Origin of the sequence: Pseudomonas sp. ENNP23 (assembly GCF_001728945.1) — a bacterium.
GTDB lineage: Bacteria > Pseudomonadota > Gammaproteobacteria > Pseudomonadales > Pseudomonadaceae > Metapseudomonas > Metapseudomonas otitidis.
On record NZ_LYSP01000008.1, the window covers coordinates 132,219 to 147,074 of the forward strand.

The 14,856-nt window shown below is 65.0% G+C and carries 15 protein-coding genes; 13 read left to right on the plus strand and 2 right to left on the minus strand.

Annotation, left to right across the window (positions count from 1 at the left end):
• From A9G05_RS07030 to hemN, 8 genes are all read left to right on the plus strand, one after another.
• The gene (locus A9G05_RS07030; RefSeq protein WP_069560284.1) at positions 1-189 is read left to right on the plus strand and encodes a CcoQ/FixQ family Cbb3-type cytochrome c oxidase assembly chaperone; all 189 of its coding nucleotides are present in this window, start codon (positions 1-3) and stop codon (positions 187-189) included.
• Entirely contained in the window at positions 186-1,160 is a 975-nt protein-coding gene (gene ccoP, locus A9G05_RS07035; protein ID WP_069560285.1) for a cytochrome-c oxidase, cbb3-type subunit III, read from the plus strand. The genes A9G05_RS07030 and ccoP overlap by 4 nt, the downstream gene beginning before the upstream one ends.
• Before the next feature lie 140 nt (positions 1,161-1,300).
• Positions 1,301-2,716, plus strand: coding sequence for a cytochrome c oxidase accessory protein CcoG (gene ccoG, locus A9G05_RS07040; protein ID WP_069560286.1), 1,416 nt, complete (start codon positions 1,301-1,303; stop codon positions 2,714-2,716).
• Between the two features lie 12 nt (positions 2,717-2,728).
• The gene (locus A9G05_RS07045) at positions 2,729-3,226 is read left to right on the plus strand and encodes a FixH family protein (RefSeq protein ID WP_069560287.1); all 498 of its coding nucleotides are present in this window, start codon (positions 2,729-2,731) and stop codon (positions 3,224-3,226) included.
• Positions 3,227-3,235: 9 nt separating this feature from the next.
• Positions 3,236-5,635, plus strand: a complete 2,400-nt coding sequence (locus tag A9G05_RS07050) for a heavy metal translocating P-type ATPase (protein WP_069560288.1) — start codon at positions 3,236-3,238, stop codon at positions 5,633-5,635.
• 46 nt (positions 5,636-5,681) lie between these two features.
• On the plus strand, positions 5,682-5,900 hold the full coding sequence (gene ccoS / locus A9G05_RS07055) for a cbb3-type cytochrome oxidase assembly protein CcoS (RefSeq protein ID WP_069560289.1): 219 nt from the start codon (positions 5,682-5,684) through the stop codon (positions 5,898-5,900).
• A complete protein-coding gene (locus tag A9G05_RS07060; protein ID WP_069560290.1) occupies positions 5,893-6,576 on the plus strand; it encodes a sulfite exporter TauE/SafE family protein in 684 nt (227 codons plus the stop codon). Before ccoS ends, A9G05_RS07060 begins: the two co-directional genes overlap by 8 nt.
• 123 nt (positions 6,577-6,699) lie before the next feature.
• On the plus strand, positions 6,700-8,082 hold the full coding sequence (hemN, locus tag A9G05_RS07065) for an oxygen-independent coproporphyrinogen III oxidase (RefSeq protein ID WP_069560291.1): 1,383 nt from the start codon (positions 6,700-6,702) through the stop codon (positions 8,080-8,082).
• Positions 8,083-8,114: 32 nt separating this feature from the next.
• Here hemN and A9G05_RS07070 read toward each other — a convergent pair whose 3' ends face one another.
• Positions 8,115-8,663 carry a hypothetical protein gene (locus A9G05_RS07070; RefSeq protein ID WP_139131095.1) on the minus strand — a complete coding sequence of 183 codons (549 nt, stop codon included), beginning with the start codon at positions 8,661-8,663 and terminating at the stop codon, positions 8,115-8,117.
• Positions 8,664-8,749: 86 nt separating this feature from the next.
• Here A9G05_RS07070 and fnr point away from each other — a divergent pair, with 86 nt between their 5' ends.
• The 3 genes from fnr to A9G05_RS07085 all read left to right on the plus strand — a co-directional run bounded on the left by fnr (position 8,750) and on the right by A9G05_RS07085 (position 11,136).
• Positions 8,750-9,484 (plus strand): fumarate/nitrate reduction transcriptional regulator Fnr, encoded by a 735-nt coding sequence (fnr, locus tag A9G05_RS07075; RefSeq protein WP_044400414.1) that lies wholly within the window; start codon positions 8,750-8,752, stop codon positions 9,482-9,484.
• A gap of 57 nt (positions 9,485-9,541) precedes the next feature.
• Positions 9,542-10,090: an adenine phosphoribosyltransferase gene (locus tag A9G05_RS07080; RefSeq protein ID WP_069560292.1), complete on the plus strand. Its 549-nt coding sequence runs from the start codon at positions 9,542-9,544 to the stop codon at positions 10,088-10,090.
• A gap of 212 nt (positions 10,091-10,302) precedes the next feature.
• A complete protein-coding gene (locus A9G05_RS07085) occupies positions 10,303-11,136 on the plus strand; it encodes a metal-dependent hydrolase (RefSeq protein ID WP_069560293.1) in 834 nt (277 codons plus the stop codon).
• 62 nt (positions 11,137-11,198) lie between these two features.
• On the opposite strand, the gene A9G05_RS07090 is transcribed toward A9G05_RS07085, so the two are convergent.
• On the minus strand, positions 11,199-11,885 hold the full coding sequence (locus A9G05_RS07090) for a TetR family transcriptional regulator (RefSeq protein ID WP_139131097.1): 687 nt from the start codon (positions 11,883-11,885) through the stop codon (positions 11,199-11,201).
• Positions 11,886-12,024: 139 nt separating this feature from the next.
• Between A9G05_RS07090 and A9G05_RS07095 the strand changes: the two genes are divergently transcribed.
• Both A9G05_RS07095 and A9G05_RS07100 read left to right on the plus strand, forming a co-directional pair.
• On the plus strand, positions 12,025-13,584 hold the full coding sequence (locus tag A9G05_RS07095; RefSeq protein ID WP_069560294.1) for an NAD(P)/FAD-dependent oxidoreductase: 1,560 nt from the start codon (positions 12,025-12,027) through the stop codon (positions 13,582-13,584).
• Complete coding sequence (locus tag A9G05_RS07100) at positions 13,581-14,471, plus strand: SDR family oxidoreductase (protein WP_069560295.1); 891 nt, start codon at positions 13,581-13,583, stop codon at positions 14,469-14,471. Before A9G05_RS07095 ends, A9G05_RS07100 begins: the two co-directional genes overlap by 4 nt.
• The last annotated feature ends 385 nt before the right edge of the window (positions 14,472-14,856 follow it).

Genomic DNA, 14,856 nt, shown 5'->3' on the forward strand with positions numbered 1-14,856 from the left:
ATGGATATCCAGACTCTCCGCGGGCTGGGAACCATCCTGGTGTTCGTCGCCTTCATCGGCGTCGTCCTCTGGGCCTACAACGGCAAGCGCAAGAGCAGCTTCGACGAAGCTGCCAACCTGCCCTTCGCCGACGACAAGCCGACGGACACCAAGCGCGACGACGAAGCTTCTAGGAGTAAGAGCGAATGACCACGTTCTGGAGTTGGTACGTAACCCTCCTGACCAGCGCCACCCTGGTGGCACTGGCGGTGCTGATCTTTGCCACCCGCAAGGGCCAGCGCCAGGAAACCACTGAAGAAACCCTCGGCCACGCCTTCGACGGCATCGAGGAGTACGACAACCCGCTGCCCAAGTGGTGGTTCATGCTGTTCGTCGGCACCCTGGTGTTCGCCGTCGGCTACCTTGTCCTCTACCCGGGCATGGGCAACTGGAAAGGCTTCTTCCCTGGCTACGACAAAGTCGCTGAAAACAAGCCTTTTGCCGACGGCCAGAGCGGTTGGACCGGCGTGCACCAGTGGGAAAAGGAAATGTACAAGGCCGAGCAACAATACGGCCCACTGTTCAAGAAGTACGCCGCCATGCCCATCGAGGAAGTGGCCAAGGACGAGAAGGCCCTGAAAATGGGCGGCCGTCTCTTCGCCTCCAACTGCTCGGTATGCCACGGCTCCGACGCCAAGGGCTCCTACGGCTTCCCGAACCTGACCGACGCCGACTGGCGCTGGGGCGGCGAGCCCGAAACCATCAAGGCCACCATCCTCGGCGGTCGTCACGGCGTGATGCCCGCGTGGGGCGAAGTGATCGGCGAGCAAGGCGTGCGTGACGTCGCTGCGTTCGTGCGCAAGACCCTGGATGGACGCGACCTGCCGAAGGACGCCAACGCCAACCCGGAAAACGGCAAAGCCATCTTCGCCGCCAACTGCGTGGCCTGCCACGGTCCGGAAGGCAAGGGCATGCCGGCGATGGGCGCCCCCAACCTGACCCACCCCAACGCGTTCATCTACGGCAGCAGCTTTGCCCAACTGCAGCAGACCATCCGCTATGGTCGCCAGGGCATGATGCCGGCCCAGGAAGAACACCTGGGTAACGACAAGGTCCACCTGCTGGCCGCCTACGTATACAGTCTCTCCCACAAGGGCGCGACCGAAGCCGAAGGCAAATAAGCAGCACCTAATGCCCGCCATGCGCGACGCACTGTCGCACATGGCGGGCAGCTATCAGGCGTACCATATGTGTCGTGGCACTAAGATCCCGTTCGGCAAGCACTGATCGGGGCAAGCCAAACAGCCGTGGTACGAGATAGATGAGCGAACAGATCCCCGTCCAGAACATTACCCCTCCCCCGGCAAAAGGCGGTCAAAGCACCGACCTCTACGCCAGCCGCGAAAAAATCTACACCCGAGCCTTCACCGGCCTCTTCCGCAACCTGCGGATGGCAGGAGGCGCATTCCTCTTCCTGCTCTATTTCGGCACCGTCTGGCTGACCTGGAATGACCGCCAGGCCGTCTGGTGGAACCTGCCGGAACGCAAGTTCTACATCTTCGGCGCCACCTTCTGGCCTCAGGACTTCGTCCTTCTTTCGTGGCTGCTGATCATCTGCGCCTTCGGCCTGTTCTTCATCACGGTGTTCGCCGGCCGCGTCTGGTGTGGCTACACCTGCCCGCAGAGCGTGTGGACCTGGATTTTCATGTGGTGCGAGAAAGTTACCGAGGGTGACCGCAACCAACGCATGAAGCTCGACAAGGCTCCCGCCAGCGCCAACAAATTTCTTCGCAAGTCGGCCAAGCACAGCCTCTGGCTGCTGATCGGCTTCGTCACCGGCCTGACCTTCGTCGGCTACTTCACCCCCATCCGCGACCTGATGACAGATCTCTTCACCGGCAACGCGGACGGCTGGGCCTACTTCTGGGTCGGCTTCTTCACCTTGGCCACCTACGGCAATGCCGGCTGGCTGCGCGAGCAGGTGTGCATCTACATGTGCCCCTATGCTCGCTTCCAGAGCGTGATGTTCGACAAGGACACCCTGATCGTCTCCTACGATCCACGTCGCGGCGAATCCCGCGGCCCGCGCAAGAAGAATGTCGACTACAAGGCCCAGGGCCTGGGTGATTGCATCGACTGCACCATGTGCGTCCAGGTCTGCCCCACCGGCATCGATATCCGTGATGGCCTGCAGATCGAATGCATCGGCTGCGCTGCCTGCATCGACGCCTGCGACAGCATCATGGAGAAGATGAACTATCCCAAGGGGCTGATCAGCTACACCACTGAACACAATCTGAACGGCCAGCAGACGCACCTATTGCGTCCCCGCCTGATCGGTTACGCTGCCGCCCTCGTCGCGATGATCAGCCTGTTCGGCTATGCCGTCAGCGCCCGCTCCCTGGTGGAGCTGGACGTCATCAAGGATCGGGTGCTCTACCGCGAAAACGAGCAAGGCCGCATCGAGAACGTCTATACCTTGAAGATCATGAACAAGGCTCAGAAGGACATCGACTTCGTTCTTGAAGCCGACGGCCTCGATGGCCTGGTCTGGGAGGGCAAGCGCGAGGTGCGTGCCGAGGCAGGCGAAGTGCTGTCCGTACCGGTGGAACTGTCCATCGACCCGGAGAAGCTGCCGTCCAGCACCAACACCATCATCTTCCGTGTCCACGCGGCAGATGACGCCAGTATCGAGAACGACGCCGACAGCCGCTTCATCGGCCCCAGCGTCCGCTAGAACGGGAATAGCATGCAGTCCGAAGCCCCAAGCCCCTGGTACAAGCAACCCTGGCCGTGGTTCATCCTCGGCATCCTCGGCACCTCCGTCGTGCTGGGGACCACCATGCTGGTAGTCGCCATCAAGAACCCACCGAGCCTGGTGGCGGACAACTACTACGAGGTCGGCAAGGGCATCAACACCTCCCTGGAGCGCGAGAACCTGGCCCAAAGCCTGGGCATGCGTGCAGAGGTCCGCTTCGACAATGGCAGCGGCGAGGTCGAGATCCGTCTCGACGGCAAGAGCCAGCCCCAGCATCTGGTGCTCAGCCTCCTCTCCCCTACCCAGCCGGAGAAGGATCGCCGTGTCGTGCTCCAGCCCAAGGCATCCGGTCTCTACGTCGGGCACCTGGAAGATGGCGTCGGAGGACGCCGCTTCGTCGAGCTGATCGGCCAGGAAAACGGCCAGGACTGGCGCCTCTTCGAAGAGGAAAACCTTGAGGCGGGTGGCGTAACCCAGCTCGGCGAATAAGCCCTGCCCATGCCCGCCCCACTCAACTGCTACCACTGCGGCTTGCCGGTTCCTGCCGGCAGCCCTTACGAGGCCCTCGTGCTTGGAGAGACGAGGGCCATGTGCTGTCCGGGCTGCCAGGCCGTAGCCGAAGCCATCGTCGCCGGTGGACTGGAAAGCTACTACCGCCATCGCAGCGAGACCGCCGCCAACCCCGACGCCCTTCCCGGCGCCCTGCCGGACGAACTGGCGCTGTTTGACCGCGCAGATGTCCAGCGGCCCTTCGTCCAGCACGAAGGCGAACTCAGCGAAACCAGCCTTCTCATCGAAGGCATCAGTTGCGCAGCCTGCGGCTGGCTGATCGAGAAGCACCTGCGCGGCCTGCCAGGTGTTGCCGAGGCGCGACTCAACCTGTCCAACCACCGGCTCCAGGTACGCTGGGCCGATAGCCAGATCCCCCTCAGCGGCCTGCTCAAGGAACTGCGCCGTATCGGCTATGCCGGCCACCCCTACAAGGCCGACGAAGCCGCCGAGCGACTGGCCGCCGAGAACCGCCGCGCCATGCGCCAACTGGGTGTCGCCGGCCTGCTGTGGATGCAGGTGATGATGGCCGCGATGGCCACCTGGCCCGAATTCAACATCGATCTGACGCCGGAGCTGGACAAGATTCTGCGCTGGGTCAGTCTGTTCCTCACTACGCCCATCGTCTTCTATTGCTGCGGCCAGTTCTTCCGCGGCGCCCTGAGGGACCTGCGCACCCGCCACCTGAGCATGGACGTCTCCGTGTCCCTGGCCATCGGCGGTGCCTACGTGGCAGGCATTTGGTCGACAGTCACCGGTACGGGCGAGCTGTACTACGACGCCGTGGGCATGTTCGCCCTCTTCCTGCTGGCCGGCCGCTACCTCGAACGCCGTGCCCGGGAGCGGACTGCCGCTGCCACCGCCCAACTGGTCAACCTGCTGCCCGCCTCCTGCCTGCGCCTGGATGACGCCGGGCAAGGCCAGCGTATCCTCCTCGACGAGCTGAAGCTGGGCGACCGCGTCCTGGTACCGCCAGGCGCCCTGCTGCCAGCCGACGGCGTGATCCTTGAAGGCCGCTCCAGCGTCGACGAGTCCCTGCTCACCGGCGAATACCTGCCCCTGCCGCGCAACCCGGGCGATGCCGTCACCGCCGGCACGCTCAACGTCGAAGGGCCACTGACCCTCGAAGTACAGGCCCTGGGCGACAAGACCCGGCTGTCCGCCATCGTGCGCCTGCTGGAACGCGCCCAGGCCGACAAGCCGCGCCTCGCCGAACTGGCGGACAAGGTCGCCCAGTGGTTCCTCATCTTCGTCCTGCTGGCGGCCGCCGTGGTCGGGCTGATCTGGTGGGAAATCGACGCCTCCCGCGCCTTCTGGGTCGTGCTGTCGCTGCTGGTCGCCACCTGCCCCTGCGCACTGGCCCTCGCGACCCCCACCGCCCTCACCACCGCCACTGGCAGTCTGCACAAGCTCGGGCTCCTGCTGACCCGGGGGCATGTGCTGGAAGGGCTGAACCACATCGACACGGTGATCTTCGACAAGACCGGCACCCTCACCGAGGGCCGGCTGACCCTCAGCGCCATCCACCCCCTCGCGAGCCTGGACGGCGACGCCTGCCTGGCCCTGGCCGCTGCACTCGAAAACCGCTCCGAACACCCCATTGCCCGTGCCTTCGGCCGTGCGCCGGTGGCCGCCGACGAGGTGCGCAGCATCCCCGGCAAAGGGCTTGAGGGCCTCGTCGAAGGGCGCCGTCTACGCATTGGCCAGGCCGACTTCGTTGCCGAACTCGGTAGCTGGACAGCACCCGCCATTCCAGGTCAGCAGGGCCAATGGCTGCTGCTGGGCGATGACAACGGGCCGCTGGCCTGGCTGGTGCTCGGCGATCGTCTGCGCGAAGACGCCCCGCTGCTGGTGGAGGCCTGCAGGGCCAGAGGCTGGCGGATCATGCTGCTGTCCGGCGACAGCTCGCCGATGGTCGGCGAGATCGCCCGCCAGCTTGGTATCGACGACGCCCGTGGCGGTCTCAGCCCCGACGCCAAGCTGGACGTTCTGCGGGAGCTTCACCAGCAAGGCCGGCGTGTGCTGATGCTGGGCGACGGCGTCAACGACGTCCCAGTTCTGGCCTGCGCTGATATCAGCGTAGCCATGGGCAGCGCCACCGACCTGGCCAAGACCAGCGCCGACGCAGTGCTGCTCTCGAACCGACTGGAAAGCCTGGTCCAGGCGCTGTCGGTCGCCTCGCGCACCCGCCGCATCATCATCCAGAACCTGGCCTGGGCGACGCTGTACAATGGCAGCGTTCTGCCGTTCGCTGCCCTGGGCTGGGTCACTCCGCTCTGGGCAGCCTTCGGCATGTCGGTCAGCTCACTGCTGGTGGTGGTCAACGCCCTTCGGCTGGCGCGCACCTAGCGGCCAGCCCGGCATCCTCCGCCCAGCCCTGACAACGAGACTCCCGATGCCTGCGCTCTACATCCTCATTCCCGTCGCCATCGGCCTGGTAGGCTTCGCCATCTGGCTGTTCTTCTGGGCAGTGGACAGTGGCCAGTACGACGACCTCGACGGCCCCGCCCACAGCATCCTCTTCGACGATGAAGACCCAGGCCACAAAGCCGGCATCGCCGAGGCGGACGAGGCCGAGAACGACGAGCAGGACAAGGACCGCGACGGTGCCTGACCTTGCCCCGCAACTGGTGTCGGCACTGATCCTCGGCCTACTGGGCGGTGGTCACTGCATCGGCATGTGCGGCGGCCTGATGGGCGCCCTGACCCTGGCCATCCCACCAGAACAACGTGCCCGCCGCTTGCGCCTGCTGCTGGCCTACAACCTCGGACGCATCCTCAGCTACGCCACGGCCGGTCTGCTCATTGGCCTGGCCGGCTGGGCCGTGGCCAACAGCCCGGCGGCAACGGCAATGCGCGTGGTGGCAGGCCTGCTGCTGGTGTGCATGGGCCTCTACCTCGCCGGCTGGTGGAGCGGCCTGACCCGCATCGAAGCCCTTGGGCTCGGCCTCTGGCGCCATATCCAGCCGGTGGCGAGCCGCCTGCTACCAGTCTCCACCGTGCCTCGCGCCCTGTTGCTCGGCGCGCTCTGGGGGTGGCTGCCGTGCGGCCTGGTCTACAGCACGCTGCTCTGGTCCGCGAGCCAGGGGTCGGCCGGCGACAGCGCCCTGCTCATGCTTGCCTTCGGCCTCGGCACCTGGCCGGTGCTGCTGGCCACCGGCCTCGCCGCCGAACGCCTGACCGCCCTGCTGCGCAAGCGCGGCGTCCGCATCACAGGCGGTGTGCTGGTGATGCTGTTCGGTATCTGGACGCTTCCCGGCCCGCACCAGCACTGGCTGATGGGGCACTGAACGCCCCGAAAGACCGCTCAACCGCATGCGGCGGGGCTCTGCGACAGCATGACTCAGATCAACAAGCCATGGCCGGGCGGCACCTAGACTCGCGCCACTGACTGCTGATCCTGGATTGCCCGCATGCTCGACGATATCCGCTGGGACTCCGGCCTGATCCGCCGCTACGACGCGGCAGGCCCCCGCTACACCTCCTACCCCACCGCCGTGCAATTCAACGATCGCATCGGCTCCTTCGACCTGCTGCACGCCCTGCGCGACAGCCGCAAGGCACAGCGCCCGCTGTCGCTCTACGTCCACGTCCCTTTCTGCGCGAACATCTGCTACTACTGCGCCTGCAACAAAGTCATCACCAAGGACCGTGGCCGAGCCCTCCCCTACCTGGAGAAGCTCGAGCGCGAGATCGAACTCATCGCCTGCCACCTCGATCCGCAGCAGCGGGTGGAGCAGTTGCACTTCGGCGGCGGCACCCCCACCTTCCTCAGTCATGACGAGCTGCGCCGCCTGATGGGCCACCTGCGCAAGCACTTCAACCTGCTGGACGACGACTCGGGCGACTACGGCATCGAGATCGACCCACGCGAAGCGGACTGGTCCACCATGGGCCTGCTACGTGAGCTGGGCTTCAACCGCGTCAGCCTGGGCGTGCAGGACCTCGATCCATCCGTGCAACTCGCGGTGAATCGCCTGCAGAGCCTGTCCGAGACGCGCGGCATCATCGAAGCGGCCCGGACCCTGCAGTTCCGCTCGGTGAACATCGACCTGATCTACGGCCTGCCGCGACAGACTCCGGAGAGCTTCGCCCGTACCGTCGCAGAGGTGATCGCACTACAACCCGACCGCCTCTCGGTCTTCAACTACGCCCACCTGCCGGAACGCTTCATGCCCCAGCGGCGCATCCGCAGCGAAGAGCTGCCCAGCCCGGCCCACAAGCTGGAAATGCTCCAGGGCAGCATCGAGCAACTGACCCGGGCCGGCTACCGCTATATCGGCATGGACCACTTCGCCCTGCCCGACGACGAGCTCTCCATCGCCCAGGAGGACGGTCGCCTGCAACGTAACTTCCAGGGCTACACCACCCATGGGCACTGCGACCTGATCGGCCTGGGCGTCTCCGCCATCAGCCAGGTCGGCGACTTGTACTGCCAGAACGACAGCAACCTCAACACCTACCAGGAAACCCTCGGCACCGATCAACTGGCAACCCGTCGAGGCCTGTCCTGCAATGAGGACGACCGCATCCGCCGCGCGGTGATCCAGCAGCTGATCTGCGAGTTCGAATTGGACTTCGAAGCCATCGAGTCGCGCTTCAACATCGAGTTCAGGGGATACTTCGACGCCGTGTGGCCCCAGCTCGAAGCCATGGCGCGGGACGGGCTGATCAGCCTCACCGACCGCCGCATCGACATCCAGCCCACCGGCCGACTGCTGGTACGCTCGGTGTGCATGCTGTTCGATCACTACCTCACGCCGGAAACCACCCAGCGCTTCTCCCGGGTGATCTGAAAAACCCGCCCCGAACGGGGCGGGCCTTTCGCTCACTTCATGGCCAGGCTCATTGCCTTGATCGATTGCTCATCACTGAGCTTCGACTCCTTCATCGCCTTGCGCAGGTTGACAAGGGCCGTAGTCAGCGCTGAGTTCAGGCTGGCCAGCTCCCCCTGCAACTGCTGCTGGCGCAGCTTGCGGGTTTCCTCATCCAGGCTGCCGTCCATCGCCACCTCCTGAAGCTCCTTCTTCTTCTCCTCCACCTGCTCCCGCAAGCGGCGGATCATTTTGAGGATCTGCTTGATGGCATCCGGCAGTCCGCTCTCATCGATGTCATCGTCCTTGCCCGTCCCCTCGGAGCGGGCCACCCCCTCCCTGGAAAGGCTCACCTTCACACCTGGTTGTTCGGAAATGGACGCGCCCTTGGCGGTCTTGGTCTCATCCTCCTGTGCCGCATCCTTCACACCCTCGGCCTTGGCGCCCCGAAGCGTCGCCGTGTGCTGGCTGGAAAATGGCCAACCGGAGATGTCGATCCTCATCACACTTGCTCCCTTGGACTCACGCCAGGTTTTCGGCCGTTCCGGCGCCAACTTGAGCAACGTTTGCGATGGCCTTTTTCTAGCCCTCCCCCCCCAGCCTGCGTTACCCTTACGCCTTCTACGTGTTTGCCATGAAGGAAACCTGGATGTCCGAGATCATCAAGGCGCGCAACCTGCCCCAGGCCCACTGCAAGGACTGCAGCCTAGCCGCCCTGTGCCTGCCCCTTTCGCTGAACATGGAGGACATGGATTCGCTCGACGAGATCGTCAAGCGTGGCCGCCCCCTGAAGAAAGGCGACTTCCTGTTCCGCCAGGGCGACACCTTCGAATCGGTATTTGCCGTGCGCTCCGGCGCCCTGAAGACCTTCGGCCTGACCGACTCGGGCGAGGAGCAGATCACCGGCTTCCACCTGCCCAGCGAACTGGTCGGCCTGTCCGGCATGGACACCGAGCTGTACCCGGTTTCCGCCCAGGCGCTGGAAACCACCTCGGTCTGCGAAATCCCCTTCGAGCGCCTGGATGAGCTGTCCGTCCAGTTGCCACAACTGCGCCGCCAGCTGATGCGTGTGATGAGCCGCGAGATCCGTGACGACCAGCAGATGATGCTGCTGCTCTCCAAGAAGACCGCCGACGAGCGCATCGCCACCTTCCTGGTCAACCTGTCCGCCCGCTTCCGCGCCCGTGGCTTCTCGGCCAACCAGTTCCGCCTGGCCATGTCGCGCAATGAGATCGGCAACTACCTCGGCCTGGCGGTTGAGACCGTCTCCCGCGTGTTCACCCGCTTCCAGCAGGGCAACCTGATAGCCGCCGAAGGCAAGGAAGTCCACATCCTCGACCCCATCGAACTCTGCGCCCTCGCTGGCGGCAGCATCGAAGGCTGATCCACCGTGCCGGCTTCCGCCGGCACGTTTTCTCCCCTCTCCCAGCAGGCTGTTGCGATGAACTTCGACGCCCTCGATATCAAGACCCTGATCCGTCCCGTGGTGGATTTCCCCAAGGCCGGTGTGGTGTTCCGCGACATCACCCCGCTCTTCCAGTCCCCACGGGGACTGCGCCTGGTAGTGGACAGCTTCGTCCAGCGCTACGTGGAAGCGGACTTCAGCCACATCGGCGCCATGGACGCCCGGGGCTTCCTGATCGGCTCGATCGTCGCCTACGCCCTGAACAAACCCCTGGTGCTGTTCCGCAAGCAGGGCAAGCTGCCGGCTGACGTGCTTGCCGAGGGCTACCAGACCGAGTACGGCGAAGCCTTCCTCGAAGTGCACGCCGACAGCCTGTGCGACGGCGACAAGGTCCTGATCTTCGATGACCTGATCGCCACCGGCGGCACCCTGCTCGCCGCCGCCAGCCTGGTACGCCGTATGGGCGCCCGGGTGGTCGAAGCCGCCGCCATCATCGACCTGCCGGAGCTCGGCGGCTCCGAGCGCCTGCAGGACGCCGGCATCCCCACCTTCGCTCTCACGGCGTTCCGCCTCGACGAGAAGTAATCGTTCCCCCCGGGCCGCACTCGCGGCCCGTCTTCCTTATCTCCGCACCTCCTCCCCGCACCCTTCCCATCACGACCCGCCGAAAGTTGGTCCGCGCCAGCGGGCAAACCTGCGTTAATCCTCAACAGTTACATCGATCAATGACACAGTTGAACGTGTCATCCAAAGCCAGACAACAACATGGGACGGCTCCCAATCGAGAGGACCCACGCATGACCACCACAACCGCCAACCTGCCCAAGGCCAACTTCCCCGTCCGCCGCATGGACTTCAGCTTCGCCAGGACCCAGAAGTACTGGTGGAGCGGTGACCCCTTCATGAGCCACTTCATGAACAACCTGTCCTCGCTGTTCCCCTATGGTGAGAAGTTCTTCGTCGACAGCGTCCGCGCCGTCCGTGACCAGATCAGCGACCCGCAACTGCAGAAGGACATCAGCGCCTTCATCGGCCAGGAGGCCATGCACTCCAAGGAACATGCCACCTACAACGACTACGCCGCCGAACACGGCATCGACCTGGAACGTCTGGAGCTGCGCATCAAGGTGCTGCTCGAGTGGGTCACCCGCTTCACCACCAAGCGCCAGCGCCTGGCAGCGACCTGCGCCCTGGAACACTTCACCGCCACCATGGCCGAGCAACTGCTGCGCCGCGAAGACCTCAGCACCCAGATGGACGACCCGAAGATGTACCAACTGTGGATGTGGCACGCCGTCGAGGAGAACGAGCACAAAGCCGTTTGCTACGACGCCTACATGGCGGTCGGTGGCGGCTACTTCGAGCGCGTCATCACCATGGCACTCACCAGCGTGATGTTCATCGGCGTGATCGGCGCCTTCCAACTGCACCTGCTGCGCAAGGACGGCCAACTGTTCAACCTGCGCAGCTGGGCCCGTGGCCTGAAGACCCTGTTCGGCCCGCGAACCGGCTACTTCCCGCGCATGATCAAGCCGTACCTGGACTACTACCGCCCCGGCTTCCACCCCTTCGACCACGAAACCAAGGCCCTGGAACGCCGCTGGAAGGAACGCCTCGGCTTCACCGGCTGAGCCACCGCCTCCATGAGAAAGCCCGGCATATCGCCGGGCTTTTCCGTTTCAGCGCGAGCGACTCAGAGCCCCATCGCCTCCAGGCTCTGCAGCACCGCCGCACCGGTGAACAGGTAGAGGACCTGCTCCTCCGCCTCCTGGCGGATCTCAGCCTGGCGCTCGGGCTCGCCGATGAAGTCCAGGGACATCTGGAACAGGTTGCGGCTGATCAGGCTGGACACCCGCCGCACCACCGCCTCACTCACCTGGGCTGGCAGCAGGCGGAACTCGATGATGTCCTCGGCCATGTCCTCGGCGAACTCGTCCATCACCTGTCGCAGCGCCTCGCGCATCACCGGTGAAGCACCGTGCAGTTCACGCACACCGATGATGAAGGCCTCAGCATGCCCCGCCACGAAGTCGAAGAACAGATCCACCGTCTCATGGCAGACCCGCCGTCCGCGCCCCAGGTCGATGCCCAGCACCTGTGGCGACGCCGACCCGCTCGCCTGCACCGCCCGCTCCGCCGCCTCACGGCGCAGGTCGCGCAGGGGTTGGCGCAGCTCGCTGGAAATGCTGCGGATGATCGCCAACCCCAGGTCATCCACGTCCCTGAAGTGGCGATAGAAGGTGTTAGGGTTGAGCCCCGCCTCGCGCGCCAATTCGCGCAGACCCAGGCTGCTCAAGCTGCGGCTCTGGGACGACAGCCGCAGCGCCGCCTCCATCAGCAGGCGCTTGCCGGGGGCGGGAGGGGTGCGATCCGGAGCCATCTGCTCCTCATCGACCACTGAATCCATGTCTGGCCCTACCTTAGGTTGGTTGTCCGGGAATGGCTTGCTGGCGAGTATACAGATGTCTACATTGGTATACAGATGTATACGCGAAAACAATCATAACAGGAGCCTCTCCATGAACGCGCCCGCCACGCCCACACCCCCTGCCCGCCACTGCAAGATCGCCATCATCGGCTCCGGCTTCTCCGGCCTCGGCATGGCCATCCGCCTCAAGCAGACCGGCGAAAACGACTTCCTCGTGTTCGAGAAAGAGGCCGGCGTCGGCGGCACCTGGCGGGTCAACAACTACCCGGGCTGCGGTTGCGACGTGCAATCCCACCTCTATTCCTTCTCCTTCGAGCCGAACCCGGAATGGACGCGCATGTTCGCCAAGCAGGGCGAGATCAAGGCCTACCTGGAACGCTGCTGGGAGAAGTACCGCCTGCAGGACAAGACCCTGTTGGAAACAGAGATCAAGCGCCTGGCCTGGAGTGACGAGCAGGAGATCTGGCAGATCGAAGACGCCGCCGGCAACCACTACACCGCCCAATTCGTGGTGTCCGGCATGGGCGCCCTGTCCACCCCCTCCATCCCCCACCTGCCGGGCATGGAGAACTTCACCGGCAAGAGCTTCCACTCCCAGCAGTGGGACCACGACTACGACCTCACCGGCAAGCGCGTCGCCGTGATCGGTACCGGCGCCTCCGCCATCCAGTTCGTCCCGCAGATCCAGAAGCAGGTCGCCCACCTCGACCTCTACCAGCGCACCGCCCCCTGGGTAATGCCCAAGCCGGACCGCGCCATCAGCGAACGCGAGCGCAACCGCTTCCGCAGCTTCCCGCTTGCGCAGAAGCTCTGGCGCGGCCTCATCTACACCGTGCTGGAAAGCCGCGTGGTCGGCTTCGCCATGACCCCCAAGGTGATGAAGCTCGCCGAGCTGTATGCCAAGCACTACATCAAGCGCAAGATCAACGACCCCGCCCTGCGCGCCAAAGTCACGCCCGACTACACCATGGGCTGCAAGCGCGTGCTCATCTCCAATGACTACTACCCGGCCCTCAACCAGCCGAACGTCGACGTCATCACCGACGGCATCCAGGAGATCCGCGCCAACAGCATCGTCACCCGTGACGGCCAGGAACGCACCGTGGACGCCATCATCTACGGCACCGGCTTCACCCCCAGCGATCCGCTGCCACGCGGCGTGGTGTTCGGCCGGGGCGGCGTCGACCTGCTCGACACCTGGCCGCAAGGTCCGGAGGCCTACAAGGGCACCCTCACCGCCGGCTTCCCCAACCTGTTCTTCCTCATGGGTCCCAACACCGGCCTCGGCCACAACTCCATGGTCTACATGATCGAATCGCAGATTCACTACGTGCTCGGCGCCCTCGACCTGCTCAAGACCCGCCACCTGCAGAGCCTGGAGGTCAAGCGTGACGTCCAGGACCGCTTCAACGGCAAGCTCCAGGGCAGCCTCGGCAACACCGTGTGGAACGCCGGCGGCTGCATGAGCTGGTACATCCACCCGGTCAGCGGCCGCAACTGCACCGTCTGGCCCGGCTTCACCTGGCGCTTCCGCCTGCTGACCCGCAACTTCGACCCCGCCGCCTACCACTTCAGCCGGCAGCAGCCGGTCCACGCCGGCCAGGGGCCCCTGGCCTTCCAGAACGCCGCCCCGCAGGAGGTGACCGCATGAAGTCCTTCGAGAACAAAGTGGCCGCCATCACCGGCGCCGGCTCCGGCATCGGCCGCGCCCTGGCCTACGCCCTCGCCCGCCAGGGCTGCCACCTGGCCCTGTCTGACGTGAATGTCGAAGGCCTGGCGGAAACCGCCGAGCAGGCCCGCAAGCTCGGCGTCACGGTCACCCACACCCCGGTCAACGTCGCTGACCGCGAAGCCATGCATGCCTGGGCCGACCAGGTGGTGCTCGACCACGGCCGCGTCAACCTCATCTTCAACAACGCCGGCGTCGCCCACGCCGGCACCGTCGAAGGCAGCGACTACGCCGAGTACGAATGGATCATGAACATCAACTTCTGGGGCGTGATGCACGGCACCAAGGCCTTCCTGCCGCACATCAAGGCCACCGGCGAAGGCCACGTGGTCAACGTCTCCAGCGTGTTCGGCCTGTTCGCCCAGCCGGGCATGAGCGCCTACAACGCCACCAAGTTCGCCGTGCGCGGCTTCACCGAAGCCCTGCGCCAGGAGCTGGACATGGAAGGCTGCGGCGTCTCCGCCAGCTGCGTGCACCCCGGCGGCATCAAGACCAACATCGCCAAGACCGCACGCATGAATGCCAGCCTCGCCCGGGTCACCGGCCAGGAGGCCGACCAGGCCCGCAAGCAGTTCAACGACCAACTGCTGCGCACTACCCCCGACAAGGCCGCCTCGGTGATTCTGCGCGGCGTGCTGCGCGACAGCCGACGCATCCTCATCGGCGCCGATGCCTGGGCCCTGGACGGCATGCAGCGCCTGCTGCCGACCCTCTACCAGCGCCTGGTCACCACCTCCATGCGCCTGGCCGCCCGCTTCGCCCCCAAGCCCCGCAACCGCGAGCGGGAGGCGCAGAACCTGGCTGACTGATGCCACAACAAGCCGGCCCTCCTCGAAACGGGAAGGCCGGTTCATACCCCAGGGGCCCCCTCTGGACTGCCGCAAGAAGAGATGCGGATAGCCCGCACCCGCTACCCATAGTGAATGGCCCTACAGGCGCATCAGCGATAACAAAAGGCAATCTGTCAGGCCGTGCCTGATGCCTGCGAAGCCAATTCCTCAGCAGCGGAAGCCGTTCACGGAATGGAGCCACAGACTGGCAACAGCGCGAGGATGCTGTTTGACTGGTCACCTTCGGGGCTGGACGCCCTGTCCAGTCATCAAAAGGACTTGCCCATGCCCCCCCTGCACCGCCTGAGCGTCCTCGCGCTCGCCCTGGTCGGCACCCTCGCCGCCACCGGCCTCCAGGCCGCCC